This is a genomic window from Streptomyces sp. NPDC017940, from assembly GCF_044328435.1.
Taxonomy (GTDB): Bacteria; Actinomycetota; Actinomycetes; order Streptomycetales; family Streptomycetaceae; genus Streptomyces.
In genome coordinates, this window is the sequence record NZ_JBIRHJ010000007.1 from 500,621 (window position 1) to 526,626 (window position 26,006).

General features: G+C 71.4%; 18 protein-coding genes. 11 read left to right on the forward strand and 7 right to left on the reverse strand.

Translation table 11 applies throughout. The features are described from left to right. Positions 1-354: 354 nt before the first annotated feature. Positions 355-948: a histidine phosphatase family protein gene (locus ACH4DX_RS25995; protein WP_398115267.1), complete on the reverse strand. Its 594-nt coding sequence runs from the start codon at positions 946-948 to the stop codon at positions 355-357. Positions 949-1,132: 184 nt separating this feature from the next. Here ACH4DX_RS25995 and ACH4DX_RS26000 point away from each other — a divergent pair, with 184 nt between their 5' ends. Further along, positions 1,133-2,749, forward strand: coding sequence for a methyltransferase domain-containing protein (locus tag ACH4DX_RS26000; RefSeq protein WP_398115265.1), 1,617 nt, complete (start codon positions 1,133-1,135; stop codon positions 2,747-2,749). An 87-nt stretch (positions 2,750-2,836) separates the two neighbouring features. Here ACH4DX_RS26000 and ACH4DX_RS26005 read toward each other — a convergent pair whose 3' ends face one another. Both ACH4DX_RS26005 and ACH4DX_RS26010 read right to left on the reverse strand, forming a co-directional pair. Then, positions 2,837-4,057, reverse strand: a complete 1,221-nt coding sequence (locus ACH4DX_RS26005) for an FAD-dependent monooxygenase (RefSeq protein WP_398156930.1) — start codon at positions 4,055-4,057, stop codon at positions 2,837-2,839. Between the two features lie 252 nt (positions 4,058-4,309). Continuing rightward, positions 4,310-5,521: a pyridoxal phosphate-dependent aminotransferase gene (locus ACH4DX_RS26010; protein WP_398115262.1), complete on the reverse strand. Its 1,212-nt coding sequence runs from the start codon at positions 5,519-5,521 to the stop codon at positions 4,310-4,312. A gap of 84 nt (positions 5,522-5,605) precedes the next feature. Between ACH4DX_RS26010 and ACH4DX_RS26015 the strand changes: the two genes are divergently transcribed. Beyond that, the gene (locus ACH4DX_RS26015) at positions 5,606-6,253 is read left to right on the forward strand and encodes a winged helix-turn-helix transcriptional regulator (RefSeq protein ID WP_398156931.1); all 648 of its coding nucleotides are present in this window, start codon (positions 5,606-5,608) and stop codon (positions 6,251-6,253) included. 171 nt (positions 6,254-6,424) lie between these two features. On the opposite strand, the gene ACH4DX_RS26020 is transcribed toward ACH4DX_RS26015, so the two are convergent. Together ACH4DX_RS26020 and ACH4DX_RS26025 are read right to left on the reverse strand one after the other, a co-directional pair. Further along, entirely contained in the window at positions 6,425-7,186 is a 762-nt protein-coding gene (locus tag ACH4DX_RS26020) for a hypothetical protein (RefSeq protein WP_398156932.1), read from the reverse strand. Then, a complete protein-coding gene (locus tag ACH4DX_RS26025) occupies positions 7,186-8,478 on the reverse strand; it encodes a VWA domain-containing protein (RefSeq protein ID WP_398156933.1) in 1,293 nt (430 codons plus the stop codon). Before ACH4DX_RS26025 ends, ACH4DX_RS26020 begins: the two co-directional genes overlap by 1 nt. Before the next feature lie 226 nt (positions 8,479-8,704). On the opposite strand from ACH4DX_RS26025, the gene ACH4DX_RS26030 reads away from it, so the two are divergent. After that, the gene (locus tag ACH4DX_RS26030; protein ID WP_398156934.1) at positions 8,705-9,952 is read left to right on the forward strand and encodes a PP2C family protein-serine/threonine phosphatase; all 1,248 of its coding nucleotides are present in this window, start codon (positions 8,705-8,707) and stop codon (positions 9,950-9,952) included. Here ACH4DX_RS26030 and ACH4DX_RS26035 read toward each other — a convergent pair. Next, entirely contained in the window at positions 9,907-10,401 is a 495-nt protein-coding gene (locus ACH4DX_RS26035; RefSeq protein WP_398115253.1) for a MarR family winged helix-turn-helix transcriptional regulator, read from the reverse strand. The genes ACH4DX_RS26030 and ACH4DX_RS26035 overlap by 46 nt on opposite strands. A 494-nt stretch (positions 10,402-10,895) precedes the next feature. On the opposite strand from ACH4DX_RS26035, the gene ACH4DX_RS26040 reads away from it, so the two are divergent. The 6 genes from ACH4DX_RS26040 to ACH4DX_RS26065 all read left to right on the forward strand — a co-directional run bounded on the left by ACH4DX_RS26040 (position 10,896) and on the right by ACH4DX_RS26065 (position 22,970). Next, on the forward strand, positions 10,896-15,206 hold the full coding sequence (locus ACH4DX_RS26040) for a HAMP domain-containing protein (RefSeq protein WP_398156935.1): 4,311 nt from the start codon (positions 10,896-10,898) through the stop codon (positions 15,204-15,206). Positions 15,207-15,314: 108 nt separating this feature from the next. Then, positions 15,315-17,846 carry a SpoIIE family protein phosphatase gene (locus tag ACH4DX_RS26045; RefSeq protein ID WP_398156936.1) on the forward strand — a complete coding sequence of 844 codons (2,532 nt, stop codon included), beginning with the start codon at positions 15,315-15,317 and terminating at the stop codon, positions 17,844-17,846. Between the two features lie 442 nt (positions 17,847-18,288). Continuing rightward, positions 18,289-19,542: a PP2C family protein-serine/threonine phosphatase gene (locus ACH4DX_RS26050; protein ID WP_398157002.1), complete on the forward strand. Its 1,254-nt coding sequence runs from the start codon at positions 18,289-18,291 to the stop codon at positions 19,540-19,542. After that, positions 19,539-19,910 (forward strand): STAS domain-containing protein, encoded by a 372-nt coding sequence (locus ACH4DX_RS26055; RefSeq protein ID WP_398156937.1) that lies wholly within the window; start codon positions 19,539-19,541, stop codon positions 19,908-19,910. The genes ACH4DX_RS26050 and ACH4DX_RS26055 overlap by 4 nt, the downstream gene beginning before the upstream one ends. Before the next feature lie 305 nt (positions 19,911-20,215). Then, positions 20,216-21,592 (forward strand): cation:proton antiporter, encoded by a 1,377-nt coding sequence (locus ACH4DX_RS26060; protein WP_398156938.1) that lies wholly within the window; start codon positions 20,216-20,218, stop codon positions 21,590-21,592. Positions 21,593-21,764: 172 nt separating this feature from the next. Then, positions 21,765-22,970 (forward strand): amidohydrolase, encoded by a 1,206-nt coding sequence (locus ACH4DX_RS26065; RefSeq protein ID WP_398156939.1) that lies wholly within the window; start codon positions 21,765-21,767, stop codon positions 22,968-22,970. A gap of 93 nt (positions 22,971-23,063) precedes the next feature. Here ACH4DX_RS26065 and ACH4DX_RS26070 read toward each other — a convergent pair whose 3' ends face one another. Continuing rightward, positions 23,064-24,530, reverse strand: a complete 1,467-nt coding sequence (locus tag ACH4DX_RS26070; RefSeq protein ID WP_398115241.1) for an aminotransferase class I/II-fold pyridoxal phosphate-dependent enzyme — start codon at positions 24,528-24,530, stop codon at positions 23,064-23,066. A 195-nt stretch (positions 24,531-24,725) separates the two neighbouring features. Here ACH4DX_RS26070 and ACH4DX_RS26075 point away from each other — a divergent pair, with 195 nt between their 5' ends. Then, complete coding sequence (locus ACH4DX_RS26075) at positions 24,726-25,361, forward strand: TetR/AcrR family transcriptional regulator (RefSeq protein ID WP_398156940.1); 636 nt, start codon at positions 24,726-24,728, stop codon at positions 25,359-25,361. Beyond that, entirely contained in the window at positions 25,358-25,825 is a 468-nt protein-coding gene (locus ACH4DX_RS26080) for a Dabb family protein (RefSeq protein WP_398115237.1), read from the forward strand. The genes ACH4DX_RS26075 and ACH4DX_RS26080 overlap by 4 nt, the downstream gene beginning before the upstream one ends. The last annotated feature ends 181 nt before the right edge of the window (positions 25,826-26,006 follow it).

Consider the following 26,006-nt stretch of genomic DNA (forward strand, 5'->3'; position numbering starts at 1 on the left):
GGCCCGAACCCGTCCCGGGCCTCAGCCCGTTGTACGCCACCGCGCCCGGGACCGGCAGTGCCCTTGGGGTACCCCGGGGGGCAGCCGCGCCGTGCCGCGCGGGCAATCCGCCGCCCGGTCGGTCCTTGCCGGGGGCCCCCGATCCCGCCCCCTTCCCGTAACCAAGGGGCTCCGCCCCCTGGACCCCCGTTATCGGCGCTTCGCGCCTCGTCCTCAATCGCCGGACGGGCTGGAACCTTGCCGCACCGGCGAGAATTTCAGCCTCTCCGGCGTTTGAGGAGCGGGGTCTGGGGCGGAGCCCCAGTTTCGGAGAAGGGGCGGGTCTGGGGCGCCCCGCGCAGGTACGAGCCCCGCTCAGGGGCGTAGGTTCCACGTGGCGAGGACGGGGCGGCCGTGTTCGTAGCCGAGGCGGCTCACCGTGCCGGTGGCGAGCTGGAAGTGGGCGCCCGCCGCAGGGGGGAAGCCGAGCCTGCGGGCGGTCAGGACGCGGAGGAAGTGGCCGTGGGCGAAGAGGACGACGCTGCCCTCGGTGTTGGTGAGCGCGGCGTCGACCTTCGCGAGCATCCGGTCGGCCCGCTCCCCGACCTGCTCGGGGCTCTCACCGGGATGCTCCGGCGGCCCCGGGGCCACCCCGTCGGTGAACAGGAACCAGTCGGGCCGGGTCCGATGGATCTCCACGGTGGTGATCCCCTCGTACGCCCCGTAGTCCCACTCGCAGAGATCGGGGTCGACGCGCGCGTCCCCGCACCCGGCCAGCTCCGCGGTCTCCCGCGCCCGCGACCGCGGACTGGTGAACGCCGCGTCGACGCGGTACTTGCCGATGAGCGAGGCGATGGAACGCGCCTGGTCACGGCCCCTGTCGGTGAGGGGGATGTCCGAGACCCCGGTGTGCTGCCCGGACAGCGACCACGCGGTCTCACCGTGCCGGACGAGAAGAAGATCACCCATGGTGTCGACGGTCCTGTTCTGACGGGCGGAACCTCAGCTCCGCGTATGTATACGAAATCCGCATGTATGGCGGTCCCCGGCTTTGGATAGCGATGTGCCCAGGCCATCCCTGGCCATCCCTCATTGAAGTCGAAGGGTGTTCAACGTGCATCCGGCTCAGAAATTCGGCGATAACCCTGTCGAAGTGCGAGAAACCGGCCACTACACGGAGGAATACGTACCAAGCTTCGTCGAAAAGTGGGACTCACTCATAGATTGGGAGCGGAGGGCGCAGAGCGAGGGGAACTTCTTCATCGACCTGCTGCGCAAGCGCGGTGTGAAGAGCGTGCTCGACGTCGCGACCGGCACCGGGTTCCACTCGGTGCGGCTGCTCGCCGCCGGGTTCGACACCGTCAGCGCGGACGGCAGCGCGGACATGCTGGCGGCGGCCTTCGCCAACGGCATGGAGGACGGGCACGTGATGCGGGTCGTCCAGGCGGACTGGCGCTGGCTCAACCGCGACGTGCACGGGGAGTACGACGCGATCGTCTGCCTCGGCAACTCCTTCACGCACCTGTTCTCGGAGCGCGACCGCCGCAGAGCGCTCGCGGAGTTCTACGCGATGCTCAAGCACGACGGCATCCTCGTGCTCGACCAGCGCAACTACGACGCGATCCTCGACGACGGCTACACCAGCAAGCACACCTACTACTACTGCGGCGAAGACGTCTCCGTGGAGCCCGAGTACGTCGACGAGGGCCTCGTCCGCATGCGGTACAGCTTCCCGGACGACTCCGTCTACCACCTCAACATGTTCCCGCTGCGCAAGGACTACACCCGCAGGCTGATGTCCGAGGTCGGCTTCCAGAACGTGGAGACCTACGGCGACTTCCAGCACACCTACCGAGGGGAGCAGCCCGACTTCTTCGTGCACGTCGCGGAGAAGGAGTACCGCGCGGACGAGGAGCAGGACGAGCGCTACTCGGGCGCGGTCGGCGTCGCCCGCACCTACTACAACTCCGCCGACGCCGACGCCTTCTACGCCGAGGTGTGGGGCGGCGAGGACATCCACATCGGCCTCTACGAGCGTCCCGGCGAGCCCATCGCCGACGCCAGCCGGCGCACCGTCGAGCAGATGGCCGCCAAGCTGGACCTCACCTCGGACACCGTCGTCCTCGACCTGGGCTCCGGCTACGGCGGCTCCGCCCGCTACCTGGCGTCGACGTACGGCTGCCGCGTCCTCGCGCTCAACCTCAGCGAGGTGGAGAACGAGCGGCACAAGGAGCTGAACCGGCGCCGGTCCCTGTCCCACCTCATCGAGGTCGTCGACGGGTCCTTCGAGGACATCCCGCACCCGGACGCCTCGGTCGACGTCGTGTGGTCGCAGGACGCCTTCCTGCACAGCGGCAACCGGGTACGGGTCCTTGAGGAGATCGCCCGGGTGCTGCGGCCCGACGGGCAGGTGATCTTCACCGACCCGATGGCCGACGACGACTGCCCGCCCGGTGTGCTCCAGCCGATCCTCGACCGCATCCACCTGGACGACATGGGATCGCCCGGGTTCTACGCACGTGAGCTGGCCCGCCTCGGGTTCACCCCTGCCGGGAGCGGGTTCGAGGAGCACCGCGCGGAGCTGGTGACGCACTACGCGCGCGTGCTTGAGGAGACCGAGCGGCAGGAGGCCGACGGGCTCGCCCGGCTCGTCAGCCACGACTACCTCACGCAGATGAAGCTGGGGCTCGCACGGTGGGTCGCCGCCGGGCGCGACGGGCACATCACCTGGGGCATCCTGCACTACCGCCGGGGCGGCGGCACCGCCTGACGGCAGGCCGGAGCGCCGGGGGGCAGCGCCGACGGCCCCGGCGCTCCGGCCGCCCCTGCGCCCCCTCAGGCCCTCGGGCCCCGCCCCTCAGGTCGGGCGCAGCTCCCGGCCGCCGAACGCGCCCGTCCCGTCCGCCTGTTTCCACCAGGACTCCAGGCCCGCCTGGTCCAGGCCGCGCCAGCGCGGGGTGTGCTCGACCAGGGCGTGGCCGAGGCGGCGGCCCAGGTCGACCATGGTGCGGCCGGCCACCGTGCGGTCGGTGTCGTAGGACTCCAGGGCCTCGGGCCAGGTCGTCGCCGTGACGATGGCGGACTCCAGGACCGTGGCGTCCTGGAGTGCCTTCACCGCGCCCGCGCCGGTGTGCGGCCGCGCGACGGTCGCCGCGTCGCCCGCGAGCAGCACCCGGTCCCTGGCGTACCGGGGCGCCGTGTAGTCGTACATGGGCTGGAGGGCGACCTCCTCGGCCCGGGTCGCGCGCACCAGGGCGCCCCAGTAGGGCGGCATCAGCTCCTCGGCCACGTAGGAGAGATGGGCGTCCAGGGCGTCGCTGAGGCCGCCGGGAGGCAGGCTCGTCGGGCTTGCGAAGCCCGGGCCCGCGTCCAGGGGCGAGGGCGGCGCGGTGTACAGGATCCAGTTCACGCGGTGGCCGCCCGCGCCGTCCGGGATGCGGTACACGACCGCGTGCCCGCCGTCGAAGACGACGTACACGCAGTCCTCCTCGGCCCACAGGTGCGGGTCGGCGAGCCGGTCGTGCGGGTACGCGCCGCGCCAGGCGAGATAGCCCGCGTACCGCGCGTCCAGGCCGGGGTGGGCGGACGCGCGGACCACGGAGCGGTAGCCGTCGGCGCCGATCACGACGTCGTGGCGCTCGGTGCCCCCGGCGGTGTCCACCTCGGCGCCGACGGGCCCCGAGCGCACGGCCTCGACGCGGGTGCCGGTGCGGAACTCCACGGACTCCGGCACCCGGCGCCGCAGTTCGCCCCAGAGCGGGCCCCAGTTGTAGGTGCGGAAGGGGAACGGCATGGAGCCGATCTCGTGCCCCAGCGGGCTCGACGCCCGCTCGTCGCGGACGTACCACCGGCGCCTCTCGAGCTGCACCCACGGCATGTCGGCGTCCATGTACCCGGCCGACTCCAGCTCCACGTAGCGGGAGTTGTGCACCGCGAGCCCGACGCCGCGCTCCGCGAGGCGGCCCGAGGCCCGCTCGTACACCGTGATCTCGTCCGCACCGCCGCGGTGCGCCGCCAGCGCCATGGCGCAGCCCGCGACGCTGCCGCCGACGACGGCGACCCTGCCCGAATGCATCATCGCGCCATCCTGACAGCTCGGATGACGTTCTGTCATGAGCACATGTCAGCGCGTGAGCGGCCCGCCCCCGGCCACCATGGACACGCCGCGCCCCGCGAAGAACGTCTCGAAGACGGCCGGGGCCAGCTCCGCCGTACGGGTGAGCGCATCGATGCCCGGGCGTGCACCTCGCGTGCGTACGCGGCGAACGGCGCGTGGACGAGGCCCCGGATCGCGCCTTCGGCGTCCTCGGTGTACGCGCCGTACGTCGGGCTACTGGCGGTATCCGCTCAGGAAGCGGCCGATGCGGCTGATCGCCGCGTCGAGGTCGTCAGCGTACGGGAGGGTGAGGATGCGGAAGTGGTCGGGGCGCGGCCAGTTGAAGCCGGTGCCCTGGACGACCTGGATCTTCTCCTGGAGCAGCAGGTCGAGGACGAACTTCTCGTCGTCGTGGATCGGGTGCACCTTCGGATCGAGGCGCGCGAAGGCGTAGAGGGCGCCCCTGGGCTTCACGCAGGAGACGCCCGGGATCTCGTTCAGCCTGCGCCAGGCGCGGTCGCGCTGCTCGTACAGGCGGCCGCCGGGCGCGGTCAGGTCGTGGATGGACTGGCGGCCGCCGAGTGCCGCCTGGATCGCGTACTGGGCGGGCGCGTTGGGGCACAGGCGCATGGAGGCCAGCATCGTCAGGCCCTCCAGGTAGTCGCGCGCGTGCTGCTTGGGGCCCGTCACCACCAGCCAGCCGGAGCGGAAGCCCGCGACCCGGTAGGTCTTGGAGAGCCCGCAGAAGGTCAGGACCACCAGGTCGGGGGCCAGCGAGGCCACGCTGTGATGCACCGCGTCGTCGTACAGGATCCGGTCGTAGATCTCGTCGGCGAACACCATCAGGCCGTGCCGGCGCGCGAGGTCGAGGATGCCTTCGAGGATCTCGCGCGGATAGACCGCGCCGGTCGGGTTGTTCGGGTTGATGATCACGACGGCCCTGGTGCGGTCGGTGATCCTCGCCGCCATGTCGTCGAGGTCCGGGTACCAGTCGGCCTGCTCGTCGCACAGGTAGTGCACGGCCTTCCCTCCGGAGAGGGTCGTCACGGCCGTCCACAGCGGGAAGTCCGGGGCCGGGACCAGGACTTCGTCGCCGTCCTCGACGAGGGCCTGCACGGCCATCGTGACCAGCTCGGAGACGCCGTTGCCGAGGAAGACGTCGTCCACGGAGACGCCCTCGATGCCGAGTGCCTGATAGCGCTGGGCCACGGCGCGGCGGGCGGAGAGGACGCCGCGCGAGTCCGTGTAGCCGTGCGCGCCCGGCAGCATCCGGATCATGTCCTGGACGATCTCCTCCGGCGCCTCGAAGCCGAAGAGCGCGGGATTGCCGGTGTTGAGGCGCAGCACGCTGTGGCCCGCCTCCTCCAGGGCGTCCGCGTGCTCGATGACCGGGCCCCGGATCTCGTAACAGACCTCGCTGAGCTTGCTCGACTGCCGGAACTCCATGCGGTGTGCCTCCCGTGGCGTGCGATACTTGGTTTTACCAAGCTGCCGCTTGGAAAGTCCAACGACTTGTCTAGACTGCGGCGCATGCCACCTCGACCGCCCGCTCGACCGCGCCGAAGCTACGACCAGTACTGCGCCGCCGCCCGCGCCCTCGACGCCGTCGGCGACCGCTGGACCCTGCTGATCGTCCGGGAGCTGCTCGCCGGGCCCCGCCGCTACACCGACCTGCACGCCGATCTGCCCGGCGTCAGCACGGACGTGCTCGCCTCGCGGCTCAAGGACATGGAGCAGGGGGGCCTCGCCGAGCGGCGCAGGCTGCCCGCGCCGGTCTCCGCGTACGTGTACGAACTCACCCCGCGCGGGCGGGAGTTGCTGCCCGTGCTGCGGGCGCTCGCCCGGTTCGGCGCCGACGACCTGGGGGACCGCGCCCCCACGGACGCGGTGCGGGCGCACTGGTTCGCCCTGCCGCTCCTCGACGGCGTCGCCCTGGAGGAGGGGCTCTTGGAGGTGTGTCTGCCGGAGGGCGGGTTCCACGTACGGGTGGGTGGGGACGGTGTCGTCTCGTACGGGGACGGGCCCGCGCCCGGGGTGCCCGACGCTCGGATGGTCCTGGACGCGGGGGCCGCCGTGGAGGTCGGGCGCGGGGTGCTCGGTGTGGGTGAGGGGGTGCGGGGCGGGCGGATCGTCGTCAGCGGGGAGGGTGCCCTCGCCAAGGCGTTGCGGGCGGGGTGAAGGGGTGGGTCCTGGCCCTCGCGGGGCGCCCCGGGCCCACCCCTTCACCGTAACCGGGGGCTGCCGCCCCCTGGGCCCCCGCTCATCGGCGCTCCGCGCCTCGTCCTCAAACGCCGGACGGGCTGAGAACGCCCCCGGTTGCGGGCTGGAAGCGCCTGGAAGTGCCCCCGGTTACGGGCTGGGAACCGCTCTGCTGCCGCGCGTCAGCGTGTAGCCGCCCACGCCCGCCAGGGCCGCCAGGATTCCTCCCGCCCCCGTCCAGATCCAGCGGTCCGTCCACCAGCCCGACGACCAGCCGTCCTCGGGCTCGGCGGGGGAGCGCTCGGTGCCCGGCACCAGTGGGGCGCCCAGGGTGCCGTCCACCGCCGCCGCGCCGCCGACGTCCTTCGACGTGGCCTCGATCTCGGCGGTGACCGGCTGGCCCAGGTCGGCGGTGCGCAGGCCGGTCGCTGTCAGGCGTACGTAGTACGTACCGGGCAGCGGGTCGTCGGACCACGGATCGGACCAGGCGCGCACCGTGCGCAGGGTGCAGGCGAGCTTCACCGGGCCGGCGGCAGCCGGACGCGCCTGCATGCCGTACACGCAGGGCTGACGCCGCCTCAGGCCGTCGTACACGTCGATCCGCCACTTCGCGCCGGACGCGCCCGACGCGGACTCCGGCAGCTTCACGGTCGCCTCGACCGTGGGCCGCTGACCGGAGTCCGCCGGGAAGGACCAGTACAGGTAGTCACCCGTGGAGGCGTCGGCCGTGCCCTTCCGGCCCTGCTCGATGCCGGTCGCCGTACGGAAGGACGTGCCCGCGTCGGCGCGCCGGTCCTTGCCGTTCCCGCCCGCCCCGTCACCGCTGCCGGAGGCCGCGAAGGCGGTCCCCGAGGTGAGCAGTGCGCAGATGCCGAGCAGCCCCACGGCCGCCGACAGACGTTTCGTACGCATCAGTTCGTCCTCCAGACAGCGACGCGCCAGCGTGCGAGCCAGCCCCACAGCACACCGCCCACGAAGCCGGTGAGCACCAGGGCACCGAGCAGCCACCAGCCGCGGCCGAGGCCGAAGGCGGCGACGTCGGAGGAGCCGTCGGGCGCGTCCACGACGTCGACGGCCAGCTCGACGGGCAGGCCGGGCTTGCCCTTGGCGGCGGCGCCCGCGGCGGGCGAGTAGGAGTGCGACACCTGGAGGCAGACCGTCTCCTCGTCGTCCGCCGCGTCGTCGTCACGCTCGGGCTCGGGGTGGCGCAGACCCGTCGAGATGACGTCCGTGCGGCCGTCGCCCGCCTCCGAGCCGCGCACGATCTCGCGGTCGTGCTCGGTGACCGCGCGCAACAGCACGCCGTAGTCGTTGTTCACGGCCCGGTCGGCGCCGACGCTCACCGAGGCGCGCAGCTCCTTCCCCCGAGCCACGTCCACGCGGTACCAGCGGTGCTCGCCGAACCCGGCGCGGTCGGAGTACAGGCCGGGCTTCAGCTCCGGCGCGGCCGAGCACCGGTCGGCGCCCGTCACGGCGACGGGGTTGACGACGGGATCGGCCGCGCGGTCCACCAGCTGGCCCACCCGGTCGGTGAGTTCGTCGGTGTGCCGTACGGAGGTGTAGGTGCCGCCGGTGGCCTCCGCGATGCAGCTCAGCTGGGCGCGCATCCTGGTGTTCGGGACCAGGCCGAGGGTGTCGATGGTGAGGTTGATCCCCTTGGCGGCGATCGTACGCGCCACCTCGCACGGGTCGAGGGGCTGACAGGTGTCCTCGCCGTCGCTGATGAGGACGATGCGGCGGGAACCCTCGCCGCCTTCCAGGTCGTCGGCGGCCTTCAGCAGGGCCGGGCCGATCGGTGTGAAGCCGGTGGGCGAGAGCGTCGCCACGGCGGTCTTGGCGTCCCTGCGGTCCAGCGGGCCCACGGGGTAGAGCTGCTCGGTGTCCTTGCAGCCCGTCCTGCGGTCGTCGCCGCGGTAGTTGGCGCCGAGGGTGCGGATGCCCAGCTCGACGTCCTTCGGGGTGGCGTCGAGGACTTCGTCGAAGGCCTGCTTCGCGGCGGCCATCCGGCTCTTGCCGTCGATGTCGCGGGCCCGCATCGAACCGCTCACGTCGAGCACGAGCTCGACCTTGGGCTTCGCCCCGCCCTCGGCGGTCCCGGAGTCGTCCGGATCGTCGGCCGCGTACGCGACGGTCGGGGCGAGCCCCGTGCTCAGGGCCGCGAACAGGGCACAGAGCCCCACCGCGAACCGTTTTCTGGTGATCATCAGCGGATCCTATGGATCAAGGTCCGTCCGCTCCAAAAGCGGGCCGTCGCGGCCGTGACCGCACTGCCGGCGGGCGGCCGGGCGCGATGGCGCCCACGTGCTGCCGAAGCCTGGCAGACTGCCGTCGACCGGACCGCCCCGGCGTTCTCGCGGCCGACCACGCATGGCGGGTGTCGGCTACCAGGAGGTGTGACCGGACGGCACCCATGAGAAGAAGAGGAACGCCATGGACGGCACCCGTGCTGTGGAGCGTGCGCTGACGTGCTCGGCGCCTCACCTGCTGGTGCAGGCGTTGACGAGTGCCCTGCGGCAGCACTACGGCGCGAGCGCGGTGGAGCTGCGGCTCGTGGACTACGCGATGCGTTCCTTGCAGTCGGTCGAGCCGCCCGCCCAGGGCGCGGAACCCGTACCCGTCGCCAACAGCCCGCAGGGCCGCGCCTTCGGCTCCCAGGAGCCCCATGCCGCATCCGACGGCGACGACGGGACGACGCTGCACCTTCCCGTGACCTTCCGCGGCGACCGGATGGGTGTGCTGTCGGTGACCGCCCCCGCCCCTTCCTTCTCGGTCTCCGTACGGGCGGACCTGCGGCACATCGGCACGGTCCTGGCCCGGGAGATCCTGCTGGCGGGCCGGGAGACCGATCAGTACGAGATCGAGCGGCGGGCCGAGCGCCTGACGCTCGCCGCCGAGATGCAGTGGCTGCTGCTGCCGAGCCGCTCCGTCGTGAAGGAGGAATTCGAGCTCGGGGCCCAGCTCGAACCGGCGTACGCCGTGTTCGGGGACGGCTTCGACTGGTCGGTCTCGTCGGAGCACCTGACCGTGGCCGTCGTCAACGGGATGGGGCAGGGCATGGACGCCGCCCTGCTGACCAGCCTGGCCGTCACCGCCGTGCGCAACGCGCGCAGGGCGGGTCTTGGGCTGGCCGACCAGGCGTCCCTCGCCGGTGAGGCGGTGTACGCCCAGCACCGGGGGAGCGCGCACGTGGCGATGCTCCTGCTGCGCTTCACGCTGGCCACGGGGCAGGTGGAGGTCGTCGACGCCGGATCGCCGCGTCTGTGGCGCCTGCGCGCGGGGACGCTGACGAGAGTGGGCTTCGACGCGCAGATGCCACTCGGGATGTTCGGGGACACGCACTACGGGACGGAGGAGATGCGGGTGGAGCCGAAGGACCGCCTGCTGATCGCCAGTGACGGTGTCTACTCCGCTGTCTCACCGGCCGGGGAGGTCTACGGAGAACGGAGCCTGGAGCGGGCGGTGCGGCGTACGCGGATGCTTCCGCCCGCCCAGGTCCCCGCGGCCTTGCTCGACGCGCTCGCCCACCACCAGGGGGAGTCGCCGCTGTCGGACGACGCGGTCGTGCTGTGCGTCGACTGGCTCGGGCGACGCCGAGCGGCCGGGGACGCCGCCGACGCCCGGCCGTGGGCGCTTCAGGCGGAACGTGCGGGCAGCCCGTCGGCGGGACCCGCGGAATGACGGTGTACGGCCCTGCGGAGAATTTCCGCGCTCGCCATCAGTGATTCGCGCTGTGCCGGAGTCATCGTGTCCACCACCGAGGCCAAGGCGCGCTCCCGCCCCTGCCGCAACTCCGTCAGATAGTCGGTGGCCCGACGCGTCAGATGGAGTTCGATTTCCCTGCCGCTCTGCGGACTCGGCGTACGCCGGACGAATCCCATCGCCTCCAGTCGTGTGCACAGCCGGCTGAGGGCCGAGGGTGCCGAGTCGAGGGCTTCCCCCAGGTCCCGCAGATTGACTCCGTCCGAGGTGTCAAGGACGTACAGGACCCGTAGCTGGGAGGCCGAGACGAGATGGGACGTGTGGTTCTGGCGCTCTCGTTCCCACAGGGACTCCAGGCTCTCCAGCACCACGCGCAGCGTGCGGGCGGCGTCCTGGGGCCTGCGCGGCAAGGGGGAATGCGCGCCCATGCTGAGTACTCCGAATATCAGTTCCGAGCCGAACGTCACGCCGAAGTGATCATTTCGGTGTGATCGCTGTGTCAAGCTTGATCGGTGCTTGCGTAAGCTTGATCGGTGCTTACGTAAATTGATTGCGGCACCAGTGAATCACACCGTGGCAAAGCGAGGGAGTGCGGAGTGTGAATCCGGCGCGCGCGTAAACGGAAAGGCGCCGTACGCGCAGTCCCGGTCCGCCGGTCGCACCCGTTCGTCCGCACTGGTCACGCCACCGTGGTGGAGCGCCCGCCGCTCGAACCGGTGGGCCTCGCCCGTCGTCCGCGCGGCCCGGGGGGACCGGGAATCGATCGTGTCCGGGGGCTGCGCCCCTGCCCCGGAGGATTTCGAGTACCGTACGAACGGTTTCTCCATGGAAACAGTTCGTCGGCGGTGGGGGGCGTAGCCGGATCAGGTTCACGCAAGCCGCGTCGCGACTGCCGGTTGTCATTGCGGAACGAGGTTGTGTCATGCCCGAGACGTCGGTCGACGCGTCGTGCCCGGCGCCACGGGCGGGAACGGCGAGCGCCGCCGGAGAGGCCGGTGAGCCGGAGCTGCGCCAGTTGCTGGCCGGCTTGACGGCGGTGCGCGACGGGGACTTCGGCTCCCGGCTGCCGGACGGCTCGGACGGCCTCATGGGCGAGATCGCCTCCGTCTTCAACGGCATGGTCGATCAACTGGCCCTGTTCACCTCGGAGGTCACCCGGGTGGCCCGCGAGGTCGGGACCGAGGGCACCCTGGGAGGACAGGCGGAAGTGCCGGGGGTCTCGGGGACCTGGGCGGACCTGACCGACTCGGTCAACGCCATGGCCGGGAACCTCACCACCCAGGTGCGCGACATCGCCCAGGTGGCGACCGCGGTCGCCCGGGGGGACCTGTCGCAGAAGATCGACGTCGACGCACGGGGCGAGATCCTGGAACTCAAGGACACCGTCAACACGATGGTGGACCAGTTGTCGTCGTTCGCCGACGAGGTCACCCGGGTGGCCCGCGAGGTCGGCAGCGAGGGGCGCCTGGGAGGTCAGGCGCAAGTGCCCGGCGTCGGTGGCGTGTGGCGCGACCTGACCGACTCGGTGAACTTCATGGCGGGCAACCTCACCGACCAGGTCCGCAACATCGCGCAGGTCACCACCGCGGTGGCGCAGGGCGACCTGTCGCAGAAGATCACGGTGGACGCCCGCGGTGAGATCCTGCGGTTGAAGGACACCATCAACACGATGGTGGACCAGTTGTCGGCGTTCGCCGACGAGGTCACGCGGGTGGCCCGCGAGGTGGGCACCGAGGGCCGCCTCGGCGGCCAGGCCGACGTCAAGGGCGTCTCCGGCACCTGGCGCGACCTGACGGACTCCGTGAACTTCATGGCGGGCAACCTGACCGGGCAGGTGCGCTCCATCGCCCAGGTGGCGACCGCGGTGGCCCGCGGCGACCTGTCGCAGAAGATCGCTGTGGACGCCCGCGGTGAGATCCTTCAGTTGAAGGACACCATCAACACGATGGTGGACCAGTTGTCGGCCTTCGCCGACGAGGTCACGCGGGTGGCCCGCGAGGTGGGCACCGAGGGCCGCCTCGGCGGCCAGGCCGACGTCAGAGGCGCCTCCGGTACGTGGAAGGACCTCACCGACAACGTCAACGTGATGGCGGGCAACCTCACCGGGCAGGTGCGCTCCATCGCCCAGGTGGCCACCGCGGTGGCCCGCGGCGACCTGTCGCAGAAGATCATGGTGGAGGCCAAGGGCGAGGTCGCCGCGCTGGCACAGGTGATCAACACCATGGTCGACACCCTGTCGGCGTTCGCCGACGAGGTCACGCGGGTGGCCCGCGAGGTGGGCACCGAGGGCCGCCTCGGCGGCCAGGCACAGGTGCCGAACGTGGCGGGCACCTGGAAGGACCTGACCGACAACGTCAACTCGATGGCGAACAACCTGACGGGCCAGGTGCGCAACATCGCGCTGGTGACGACCGCGGTCGCCAACGGCGACCTGTCGAAGAAGATCGACGTCGACGCGCGCGGTGAGATCCTGGAGCTGAAGACCACCATCAACACCATGGTCGACCAGCTGTCCGCGTTCGCCGCGGAGGTGACGCGGGTGGCGCGCGAGGTCGGCAGCGAGGGCCGGCTGGGAGGCCAGGCCGAGGTGGAGGGCGTCTCCGGCACCTGGAAGCGGCTGACCGAGAACGTCAACGAACTCGCCGGGAACCTCACGCGGCAGGTCCGCGCCATCGCCGAGGTCGCCAGCGCGGTCGCCGAGGGCGACCTCACCCGGTCGATCACCGTGGAGGCGTCCGGGGAGGTCGCCGAGCTCAAGGACAACATCAACGCCATGGTCGGGTCGCTGCGCGAGACGACGCGGGCCAACCAGGAACAGGACTGGCTGAAGTCCAGCCTCGCCCTCATCTCCGGACTCATGCAGGGCCACCGCGACCTCGCGGTGGTGGCCGAGCTGGTCATGGAGGAGCTGACCCCGCTGGTCTCCGCGCAGTACGGCGCGTTCTACCTGGCGGAGGAAGGCCCGGACGGCATGGAGCTGCACCTGGTGGGCTCCTACGGCCGGCCCGTGGGAGTCGACGGCCACGACCGCTTCAAGCTGGGTGAGTCACTGGTGGGGCAGGCCGCCCGGAGCCGCCGCGTCATCACCGCCGAAGGGGTGCCCGGCGACTACATCGGCATCTCCAGCGGCCTGGGCAAGGCCACGCCCGGCGGGCTGATCGTGCTGCCCCTGGTGGTGGAGGAACAGGTCCTCGGCGTGATCGAGGTGGCCTCCTTCACGCCGTTCACCCCCATCCACCGCGACCTCCTCGAACGGCTCATGGAAACACTGGGAGCCAACGTCAACACCATCCTCGCCAACGCCCGCACGGACGAACTCCTGGAGGAGTCCCAGCGCCTGGCCGGAGAACTCCAGGCCCGGTCCGGGGAGTTGCAGGTACAGCAGGAGGAACTCCAGCGCTCCAACGCCGAACTGGAGGAGAAGGCCCAGCTCCTCGCCGCACAGAACCGCGACATCGAGGGGAAGAACCTCCAGATCGAACAGGGGCGCCAGGAGCTGGAGGACCGGGCGCAGCAGCTGTCACTGGCGTCGAAGTACAAGTCGGAGTTCCTGGCCAACATGAGCCACGAGCTGCGTACGCCGCTCAACAGCCTGCTCATCCTGGCCCAGTTGCTCGCCCAGAACCACACGCGCAACCTCACCCCCAAGCAGGTCGAGTACGCGGGCATCATCCACTCGGCGGGCTCCGACCTGTTGCAGTTGATCAACGACATCCTGGACCTGTCGAAGGTCGAGGCCGGCAAGATGGACGTCAACCCGGAGCGGATCGCCCTGCGTCCGCTGCTCGACGACATCGAGTCGACCTTCCGGCCGATGACCACGCAGAAGAGCCTCGGCTTCACCATCACCACGGCACCGGGGGCACCCGGCGACCTGCTCACCGACGAGGCCAGGCTGCGGCAGGTGCTGCGGAACCTGATCTCCAACGCCATCAAGTTCACCGAGCGCGGCAGCGTCGAACTGCGCATCGAGGTGGCCGGGGACGGCGAGGTGCCGGCGCTCCTGCGGCACGGCGCGCCCGTGGTGGCCTTCCGGGTCGAGGACACCGGCATCGGCATCGCCGCCCAGCAGCTCGAGACCATCTTCGGCGCCTTCCAGCAGTCCGACGGCACCACCAGCCGCAAGTACGGCGGCACGGGGCTCGGGCTGTCCATCAGCCGTGAGATCGCCCAGTTGCTCGGCGGCGCCGTCACCGCGCAGAGCGCACCCGGCGAGGGCAGCACCTTCACGCTCTACCTGCCCATCGCCTTCGACGACGGGCAGGCGGAGGGCGCGAGGAGCCTCCCGCCGGGTGAGGCCGCCGCCGCGAGGGAACTCGTCGTGCTGCCGGAGGGCAAGGAGGCGCCGGGGGCGGCCGCGTACACCCCGGCGCCCGCGCCGAGGCGCCTGCTGGTGATAGAGCACCGGCAGCGCGGGCTGCTGTCACTGGTCGCGGAGAGCGCCGTCGGCAACCTCACCGGCCGCCCCGACGTCACCGGACAGCCCGGCCACGAAGTGATCACCGTCATCGGCGCCCACGAGGCGGCGTCGGCCCTCGCCACCCAGCCCTTCCACTGCGTAGTCCTCGACGTGGACATGGACAACGGCGAGGCCTGGACCTTCCTCGACGCCAGCGACGGCGACGAGGCCCTGCTCAACATCCCCGTGCTGGCCCACAACAGCCGCCGCCTGACCAGGGAGCACGAGGAGGCTCTCCAGGCCCGGGCGGAGGGCAGGCCGCTGGAGGTGATGTCGAGCCTGGACGAACTGCGGGAGCGCATCGCTCTGCACCTGTCCGCCGAGCAGCCCGGCGACGTCGTCCCGCTGGTACGCGCGGAGAGGACGCACCACCAGACGGCAGACACCGTCGACGACCGTCTCCAGGGCCGGACCCTGCTGGTCGTGGACGACGACGTCCGCAATCTGTACGCCATCAGCAGCATCCTGGAGCTGCACGGCATCCACGTGCTGCACGCCGAGGACGGCCGCAAGGGCATCGAGACGCTGCGCGCCCACCCGCAGATCGATCTGATCCTGATGGACGTGATGATGCCCGAGATGGACGGCTACGCCGCCACCGCCGAGATCCGCCGGACGCCCGGCTACGCGGACCTGCCGATCATCGCGGTCACCGCCAAGGCGATGCCGGGGGACCGGGACAAGAGTCTGGCCTCCGGCGCGAGCGACTACGTCACCAAGCCGGTGGACGCCATCGACCTCGTGGCGTGCGTCCGCCGCTGGCTCGGGGCGTGACACCGTGCTGATCCACGAGTTCGTGCGACCACCGTCACGCCCGCGCCCGGGCCACCGCGCCGAGGGCCACGGGCGGCACGCCTCGCGCACCGGGGGGACCCCGTCGCGATGAGTGCCTTCCCGATCCCCGACAACGGCGCGCCGTCCGAGGGCGAGGCCGACGCGCCGCCGGACGCCGCGGCGTCCCACCGCGAGCTCGAAGTCGCCGTACCGCAACCCGACGCGGCCCCGGCGACGGCCGAGCGGGCCGCGCAGGTGGGCCGCCTCGCCGCCACGGTGGAGCGGCTGCGCGAGGAGGTGCAGGCCGCGCGCGACGCGGCGGACGGCCGGGCACTGATCGAGCTGGCCAAGGGCATCCTGGTGGAGCGCCTCCACTGCGGTCCCGCCCAGGCCGCCCGCCAGCTCGGCGAACTCGCCGCTCAGTCGGGCGTGTCGGAGCTGGAGCTGGCCACCGACATCATCAACCAGGCCGCCCACGACCATGTGACCCGGGTCGCATCGGACTTCCTACAGGCCGCCGGTGGCGATCCCGGCGGCCCCGCCGTCCCGTCCGCCGCCGTGCGTCTGCGGACCACCGAGAGCGCCGCGCTCGCCGCCGAGGACACCCAGACGGTCGCCGAGTCCCTCCTGCAACACGCGCTGACCCCGCTGGGCGCCACGGCGGTGGCGGTCTGGACCGCGGGCCACGACGGCTCCCTGACCCTCAGCGGCCACGCGGGCTTCTCCAACGAGGAGGCGGAGCGCTGGCGCTACGTACCGCCGGGCGTCGCGACCACCGCCCGCCAGGCCCTGGCCGAACGCCGCACCGTGCGCCTGTCCACCACCGCCGACGGGCCGCCCACCATCGGGTACGGGCACGGCCCGCACGGCGGTCGCACGGCGATCTGCGCCGGCACCGGGGGCCGGATCCACGGTGTGCTCGAAATATGCTGGCCGCAGCCCCTCGCGGAGCACCCACCGGCGGTCGAGAGGCAACTCGAAGCCCTGGCCGAGCTGTGCGCCCACACCCTCGAAGCCCTGCCCGCCCCGCCGCCCGACCCCACCCCGCCGCTGCGGCCGAGCCCCTCCGACCTCGAACTCGTGGACCTGTCCGACGGGCTGCACGACGGCGCCCTCGTGCTGCGGCCCCACCTGGACGGCGAAGGACGGCTGACCGACTTCCGCATCGTCCACGCCAACACGCACTTCCAGGACCCGGCGGGCCGGCCGCGCAGCGCGTTGAACGGCTCCCTGCTGCTCGAGACCTACCCGATGGCCGTGGGCGGCAGCGCGCTCTACAGCGCGATCGAGCGCGTCTACGCCACCGGCGAGTTGTTCCGCGCGCAGCGCATGACCCTCACCACGCTGGTGGACCAGGTCCCCCTCGAAACCGTCGCCGACATCAGCATCACCCGGCACGGCCGCAGCCTGCTGATGGTCTGGCGCATCGAGGACGAGACCGCTCGCCTCGCCAGCCTGTTGCAGCACGCGCAGCGGCTGGGGCGCGTCGGCGGCTTCGAGGAGAATCTCGTGACGGGTGAGATCACCTGGAACAGCCAGCTCTTCAGCCTGTACGGGCGGGACCTCGCCGAAGGACCGGCCTCCCTGCGGGACTTGACCGAGCGCGCGCACGCCGACGACGCGACGGCCATCGGCCGCTTCCTGCGTACCGTGCTGCATCACCGGCGTCCCGCCACGCTCGCCTTCCGGCTCAGGCGTTCCGACGGGGTCACCCGGCACATCCGCATCGCCGCGGAACCCGTGCTGGACTCCGAGGGCCAACTCCTGCTCGTGCGCGGCGCCTACCAGGACATCTCCGCCCAGCACTGGACGGAGGTGGCCCTGGCCGCGACCCGCGACCAGCTCGCGCACACCGAGCAGGAATCCGCCGAGCGCAACCGCCTCGCCCTGCAACTACAGCACGCGATCATGCCCCCCACCCACGGCCCCCTGGAGACGACGGACCTGCGCATCGCCGTCCGCTACCGGCCCGCCGAGACCGAGTCCCTGGTGGGCGGCGACTGGTACGACACCGTCGTCCTGCCCTCCGGACAGGTCCTGCTGTGTGTGGGGGACATCGCCGGGCACGGGGTCAAGGCCGCCACCGGAATGGTGGTCCTGCGCAACGCGCTGCGCGGCCTCGCCATGACGGGCGCGGGGCCCGCCAAGCTGCTCGGCTGGCTCAACAACGTGGCCCACCACCTGACCGACCACGTCACCGCCACCGCCGTGTGCGCCCTGTACGACCCGGCCGCCCGCACGCTGCGGTGGGCCAGGGCCGGACACCTGCCCCCGGTCCTCGTCCGCGCCGATGACGCCACGACTCTGCCCCTGACCCAGGGGCTGCTGCTGGGCGCGCTCGCGGACGTCGGCTATGAGGAGGACACCTGTCGGCTCCATCCGGGAGACATCCTCCTGATGTACACCGACGGGCTGATCGAACGCAGGGACACCGCCGTACACGAATCCCTGACCCAACTCCTCGTCACCGCCCAGAAACCCGCCGACACCCTCGGCCAACGGCTGGACCACCTGCTGACGTACAGCAAGTCCGACACCGACGACGACACGTGCCTCATCGGCATCCAGATCGCCCCCGGGCCCTCGGCCGGGCCGGACCCCGACGGACGAGGCGGCGAAGCCGGTCCTGCCGGGCCCTGACCCGAGCCCAATGGGGCGGATGGGCGGGAGGGCGCGGCCGTGCGGAGATCGCCGAGGCAGGCCTCTACTACCCGGTCCGCAAGGGCAGCGGGACCGAGGTGGCACGCACCTACCTGGCCGGTCGCACCGGCCGACCGGATAGCGCGCGAACCGGCAAGGTCGCGTCCGACGATGACGGAGGGTGGTTGAGCCGATGCGCAGGCACACGGTGCGCCGCCTGCCTGTGGTGGAAGACGCCCGTGGGGTGCTGCCCCCTCTTTCTGCGGCCGGGCCGCCCCGGGCCGCCGACGACGCAGCCATGGTCGAAGACCCAGCCCGCTGGCAGGGATGACTCTCGTGTGGTGCGGTGGGACAGCCGGGGTACGAGAGCGGCTCGGGGGCCGTTGCCGGGCGAAGAGAGGACAGGGCCGTGGATGCGGACCGTGAGGCGGGCGGGCGGGCGATGCTCGCCAATCTGCTGGAGGCCAGCCACCTGACGCCTCTCGACGCGCTGCCGCAGACGGCCGCCGAGCATGCCGGCGCCGCCGGTTTCACCGACCTGCGCATCTATGTGGCTGACGTCAGGCGCCAGCACCTGCATCTGCTGCCCGGACCCTACGACGCGGCCCCGGATACGGAACGCCATATCCGTATCGAGGGCACGGCCGCCGGGTGGGCCTACCAGCACGGCCGCCTGACCTCTGCCGCTCCGCAGGAGGCGTCAGGTGCCGGATGGTGGGTGCCCCTGGTGGACGGTACCGAGCGCCTGGGCATGCTGCGGGTGCGCTCCGCCCATGACGACGCGCGGGCCAGGGAGGACGTGGACCGCTTGGCTGCGCTGCTGGCGCTGCTGATCGGCGGCAAGCGCACCTCCAGCGACACCCTGGCCCGGCTGACGCGGACCGAGCCGATGAACATCGGGGCCGAGATGGCCTGGAACCTGATGCCTCCGCGCACCTACGCCGACGGGCGGGTGGTGGTCTCCGCCTCCATGGAGATGGCCTACCGGATCAGCGGCGACGTGTACGAGTACGCCGTCGACGGCCCGCTGTTGCACCTGACGATCTTCGACGCGATGGGGCACGACACCGCCGCCGGGCTGTGCGGGGCCCTGGCGCTGGGGACCTGCCGCAGCGCCCGCCGACGGGGCGCCGGCCTGGCCGCCAAAGGCGAAGCCGTCGAAGAAGCTTTGATCGAGCAGTATCACCACCGGCGCTACGTCACCGGCATCCTCGCCACCCTCGACACCCGCACCGGCGTCCTGAGCTGGGTCAACCGCGGCCACCACCCACCCGTGATCATCCGCGGCAACCGGTGGAGCAGCCACCTGAAGTGCCGGCCGGCCCACCCCATGGGAACCGGCCTGGGACTGCCGAGCACCGTCTGCCGTGAACAGATGGAGCCCGGGGACCGCATCGTCCTCTACACCGACGGCATCACCGAAGCCCGCCGTCACGGCGACGAGGAGTTCGGCCTGACACGCTTCACCGACTTCCTCATCCGCCATCACGCCGACGGCCTGCCCGTCCCCGAAACCCTGCGCCGCCTGATCCAGGCCGTCCTCGACTACCACCACGGCGAGCTACAGGACGACGCCACCGTCATGATGTGCGAATGGCTCGGCCCCGCCCTGGAGGACACCGAGCCGGCGGCCACCCTGGCCGGGCTGCCCTCCAGCGATCGGTCCGCCGCACAGGAGGGAGACAGCCGGCCGTGAACTCCGCCCTGCACATCGACCTCGCCGACACCCGCGGACAGACAGCCGCCCTCACCGTGTCCGGCGAGCTCGACCTGACCACCTTCGGCGCACTCGACCGCGGCCTGGAAGACGCCCTCAGCGAGCACCCCACACTCATCCTGGACCTGACAGGCGTCACCTTCTGCGACTCCTCCGGCCTCAACACCCTCCTGCGCCTGCGCCGCCGCGCCCAGGACACCGGCGGGCAGCTCGTCCTGGCCGCACCACCCCCGCAGATGCTGCGCCTGCTCACCCTCACCGGCACCGACAGCATCTTCGCCCTCTACGGCAGCCTGGCCGAAGCCTGGTCAGCACATCCCGCGCCCGGCGCACCGCCCACCACCTGACCGGCCCCTTGGGCTGTCACGGACATCAGAGCTCATACCCGCGTCCGTAGCGGCTCGGGGCCGGGAGACCTTGGTGGGCGACGGTACCGGACGGTCTCCGAGCACACCGGCGCCACTCGTCTCCCCGCCGAACCCCGATGTCGCGCGGTCTGCTGACCGCCGGTGTCAGTGTTGATCCACGGGTTAGACGTACGGCAGTCATACAAATGTTTGGGAGTGTCGATGAGCTGCCCGCTTCGTCAGGGCCCGGTGACCGGGCAAACGCATGACTTGTCCAGGCCCGCACAGGCGACGGGCACAGCACAGTGACCCTGTCCGACGCGGTGTTCGCGTGGCTGGGAGCCGGGGCGTTGCTCGCGGCGGTGCTGCCCCGCGTGGTGGCGGGGCGACCCCTGTCGCTGCCGGTGGTGTTCCTGGTCAGCGGCATCGTCGTCTATCTGCTCCCGCTGCCCCTGCCGGAGGTCGACCCGGTCGAGCAGCGGCTCCTGACGGAGCATGTGACCGAGGTCTGCGTCATCATCGCCCTCATGGGCGCGGGGCTGGCGCTCAACCGTCCGGTGGGACGACGGTTGTGGGCCTCGACCTGGCGCCTCCTCGGCGTCACGATGCTGTCGACCGTTGTGGTGACCGCTCTGGTGGCGTGGTGGCTCCTCGACTGGCCGCCGGCTGCCGCGCTGCTGCTCGCGGCGGTCCTCGCGCCCACGGACCCGGTGCTCGCCTCCGAGGTGCGGGTGGGAGAGCCGACCGAGGACAAGCACGACGAGGACGAGGTGCGGTTCGCCCTCACCAGCGAGGCGGGTCTCAACGACGGCCTCGCCTTCCCCCTGACCTACGCGGCGATCGCGCTGGCCGCCGCGGCGGGCAGCGGTTGGTCGACGGGGTGGATCGGCGCGTGGGCGGTCGAGGACGTCGCCTTCAAGTGCCTGGTCGGCGTGGGGAGCGGGCTGCTGATCGGCAAGCTCCTGGGACGGATGTTCTTCAGGGCCCGCTCCTCGACGCTGCGGCTGGCGGAGTACCGGGAGGGATTCGTCGCGCTGGCGGCCACCTTCCTCGCGTACGGGGTGACAGAACTCCTCGGCGGTTACGGATTCCTCGCCGTGTTCACCACCGCCTGCGCCGTCAGGGCGGCGGAGCGCGCCCACGGCTTCCACAACGTGCTGCACGACTTCGTCGAACAGATCGAGCGCCTGCTGACCGCGGCACTGCTGTTCCTGCTGGGCGCGTTCATCGCCCTGGGCGGCCTGGCACCGCTGACGTGGCAGGGAGCCGTCACCGGCCTGCTGCTCCTGCTGGTGATCAGGCCGCTGGCCGGGTGGGCCGGGTTGTTCGGCGGCGTACTGGGAGGCTGGGAACGCTGGGTGGTCGCGGGTTACGGCATCCGCGGGATCGGTTCCCTGTACTACCTGGCCTACGCGTTGGGGCAGCAGGACTTCCTGGTCCCGCAGCGCGAGCTGTGGGCGGTGGTGACGTTCACGGTGCTGGTGTCGGTCGTGCTGCACGGTCTCACGGCGGGGCCGGTGGTGCTCCGCCTGGACCGGCGTGCGACCGCGAAGGAGCCGGCACCGGAGGAGAAGCAAGGGAGCGAAGCTCCGCACCCGCGGCCGACCGGCCATGACCGTACGGGTACGCCTCCCGAACCGCAGCCGGACCACCCGGCGCGAGCCCGCCGCACGGAGCGGTAGGCGCGGGGCGCCCCGGCCCGCCGCGCCCGGTCCGCAGCGCCGGGAGCGTCAGGCACCGCGCGCAAGGGGTACCGATGGGCTCCCTCGGCGTAGGGCATCGACCCGCACGTTCCGTGGAACACGAACCGTGCCGACGCGCGGGGACCGCGCGGGCTCCCGTCGAGGAGGTCACGTGACACACAGCCCTCAATCCGTGTACCCCCGTATCGAGCAGGAGGTCGCTGCCCGCGCCGACCGGCTCTGGGACGTGAGCTGCGCCCTGCACCGCGAACCGGAGACGGCCTACGAGGAACGGCGGGCGGCCGGGCTTCTGACGGATGAGCTCGAACGGGAGGGCTTCCTGGTGGAGCGCGGCGTCGCCGGACTGCCGACCGCGTTCACCGCTCGCACGGGGACAGCGGTCGAACCCGGCGACGGGCCCAGCGTCGCGCTGCTGATGGAGTACGACGCGCTGCCCCGGCTCGGGCACGCCTGCGGCCACAACCTGATCGCGGCGGCCGGGCTCGGAGCGGCACTCTCCGTGCGTGCCACGCTCGACCCGGTCGCCGGAACCCTGCTGGCCGTCGGGACGCCCGCGGAGGAGACCGGCGGCGGCAAGGTCGCCGAGGTGACGGCGGGTCTGTTCGACGGCGTGGACGCCGCGCTGATGTTCCACCCAGGGGTCCATGACTGGACCTGGGCACCGCTGACGGCGAGCGCCCAGGTCAGGGTGGGTTTCCATGGTCGGGCCGCACACCCCACGGGCAACCCGACGGAGGGCATCGACGCGCTGGGGGCGCTGATCCAGCTCTTCAACACGCTCGGTGTCCTGGACAGGCGGCTGCCCGCGGGATCGCACATCCAGGGCATCGTGACCGAGGGGGGCCACGCCACGAACATCGTCCCCGACTATGCGGAAGGACTGTTCGGACTGCGCGGCGGAACCACGTCCGCGCTGGCCGGACTCGTGGACGAGCTGCGTTCCTGTGCGCGGGGCGTGGCACTCGCCACCGGCACCACGGCGGAAGTCACCGACGTGGGCGGCCGTTACGAACACTTCCGTGACAACGACGTCCTGTCGGGGTTGTTCGCGCGGCATCTCCAGGCTGCGGGTATCACTCTCACGGAGCCGAAGCCGGGCATCTACCTGGGGTCGTCCGACATCGGCAACGTCAGCACCCGACTGCCCGCGATCCACCCGTTCGTCGCGATCATGGGGTCGGACGGCTCCGACCACACGCCGCAGTTCGCACGGGCCGCCGCTGGTCCGCGCGGGCGCCAGGTCATGCTGGCCGCGGCGCGCGCCCTGGCGTGCACGGCAGCCGATGTCCTGCTGAAGCCGGACGTCCCCGCACGCGCCTGGGCGGCCTTCGAGAAGAAGGCCGCCGCCGGCATGTGATCCGACCCGGGTGCGGATGGTGGCGTCTCCGTACGCGGTTGCCGGGCGCGCGGCGCCCTTGTCGGCGTCGGCCCCGGTTGCTCGTGCTGTCGGTCACTCCTCCAGTGACACGCGTACTGTCCTGATCTGGGTGTCGGCCGCGTCCGGTACGACCATGCCGGCTTCGACTCCGCTGCGCAGGTACCGCAGGACCTCGGAGTCGAGCCGTTCGCCGGGCAGGGCGGCGGGGATGCCGGGCGGGTAGGGCGTGAGCATCTCGGCGCTGATACGTCCCACCGCTCTGTCCAGGGGCACCTGCTCGGTCCGTCCGAAGAAGGCGTCCCGGGGAAGCATGACTTGTTCGAGGCGGAGCTCGGCGGGGTCGGGTACCTCGACCCGGGAGGCAGGGCGCAGCTTGTCCGCGTGGGCGGCGGCGTCGCGCAGCGCGGCGATCAGGGCGTCGGTGCTGCGGTGGTCGTCGGCGTGGGTGAGCTGGGCGCTGACGCGGCGGTGGTCCGACAGGTGCAGGTTGATGTGGTGGTGTTCACGGATCCAGTCGGCGATGCGGTAGCCGGTTGTGCCGAGGGCCGTGATGTCGGCGGTGATCTGGAGGGGATCGAGGTCGGCGGCCGGACCGGGGTCGCAGAAGTCCTCGCGGCCGTGTACGCGCATGCCCTCGATCTCACCGATCCGGGCGCGCACTCGTGCGGCCAGGGCCAGTGCGTTGTCGTAGAGGCCGCGGCCGTGCTCCACCATCTGCCGGCGCCAGCCGTCCAGTGCCGCGTAAATGAGGACGGAGGGGCTGGTGGTGCCGAGCAGATCCTCACGGTTCTTGAGCACCACGGGTTCGATCAGGTTGCCCTGGAGGTGGAAGACGGAGCTCTGTTCGAGGCCGGAGCCCATTTTGTGTACGGAGGTCACGCAGAGGTCCGCGCCCGCGTCCATGGCCCAGGTCGGCAGTTCGGGATGGAACGGCAGGTGGGCGCCCCACGCCTCGTCGACGATGAGAGGCACGCCGTGTGCGTGACAGATGTCGGCGATCGCGGACAGGTCGGAGCACGTTCCGTAGGGCGTGGGCGTGGTGACCAGGGCGCCTCGCGCGTCGGGGTGCTCGGTGAAAGCCGCGCGAAAGGCATCGGCGGACGGCGGGTGGGCGAGGTGGTGCTCCGCGTCCCACTGGGGGTCCACCCAGATGGGCACGATCCCGGCCAGGACCAGACCGGAGACCACGGATTTATGGGCATCGCGGCCCACGAGCAGCTTCTCGTGCGGCCCGGCCACGGACAGCATGGCGGCCTTCACGGAGAGGGAGCTGCCGCAGGTCGAGAAGAAGGTGTGTTCCGCTCCGACGGCGTCGGCCATCAGTTCCTGGGCCTCGGCGAGGACCCCCTTGGACTGCGTCCGGTCGTCCAGGCCGCTGGTGGCGAGCACGTCCGAGTGGAACACGGCGTCACCGAGGATCGCGCGCACACGAGGGTCGGCACCGCGTCCCTGCTTGTGGCCCGGTGGCGTGAAAGGGGTCTGCTTCTCGGCGTGATAGGCGGCGAGCGCGTCGAGCACGGGCGCCTGGGAGTGGTCCATGGCAGAGCGAATTCCCCGGAGAAACGGGGCAAAAACCGTACTGGTCGTCGTGACCCGGCGGACTGGCCACAAAGATCGACCTCGTCTGCGACGGCAGCCCCTTCGTCGCTGACCCCTCCGGCCATGTCTGCTTGACAGGTTCGGGAAGACGCAGAAAACTAACGGCGTTAGAAGTTCTAACACCGTTAGGGGTTCATGGTGGGGAAGCGGGAAGAGGTACGTCAGCGGACGTTCGCGGAGATCCTGGAGACAGCGGGCCGGATGGCCGAGGCCGAGGGCTGGCGGGCGGTGACCATCCGGCGGATCGCCGCGGAGATCGGCTACAGCGCGCCGGTGATCTACCAGCATTTCCCCAGCAAAGAGGCCCTGCTGCACACGCTGCTCGAGCGGGTCAACGGTGAGTTGGCGCAGCGGATGCGGGCCGCGGTAGCCGGTGAACCGGCGTCACGGGCTCCGCGTCTGGCGGCGGCCGCGTACCTGGAGTTCGCCCGGTCACGGCCCGGCCTGTACCAGCTCGTGTCGGGCGCGCCGGGCACGGACGTCGATGCTTCCACCCGCCGCGCCGCCGCCGCCGACGTGATCGCCTTCACCAGGCAGCTCATCGGTGCGTGGGCGGCCGAGACCGCAGCCGAACCCGTCGACATCGAGGACGCCTGCGACCTGCTGTGGGCCACGCTGCACGGCCTCGCGTGCATCGGGTCGATCGAGGACATCGGCTTCGACCGCGCCCTGCGCCTGGCCGACCAGGCAGTGACAGCGCTGCTTGGTTCCTGGTCATCCACGACCGTGAACCCCCAAGGCCGCCCGCCGACCACCGAGGGAGAGAAATGATCTACCACCACAACCGCTTCACCTTCAAGACGACCGTCACCGCCCAACAGCGCGAGGAGGCCCTCGCCAGCCTGCGCAACCAGGGCAAGTCGATCGACGCGGTCACTCGGTACGTCGTCGGCAGAGACGTCGGCGGCGAGTTCGAGTACGGCGCCGTCTTCGTCCTCGAGGACCTTGACGGCTACTGGGAGTATCTGATGGCGCCTTCACACGCCCACACCGACCGGATCGGTCTGCCGCTCCTGGAGTCCTTCGTCTCCTACGACACCACCGACAGCGACGACCCCGACATCGCCCGGAAGATCGCCGACCTGCACGCGCGACGCTACGCCGGCGATCCGGCCCTCACCAAGCTGGTAGCCGACCTCCCCTCCTACACCGGCAGTAGCGCGCCGTCCCCCACCAACCCCGCCGGCGCACGCCGGACCGCCGCGGGGCCGGAGCCCATCCGCGACTCCGGCTGACAGAGCGCACGGCGGTAACGCCGTCGACGATCACCCCGGTTACTATGCTCCCTTCATGCCGGAGGCCGGAGGCCGGAGGTCTGAGGCCGGAAGCAAGGGGCGGGCACCCATTGGTGGACTGCCGGGGAGGCAGGGAGATCTGCATGCCGGTCGACACTCCCCAGCTTCTCCCCGGGGCTGA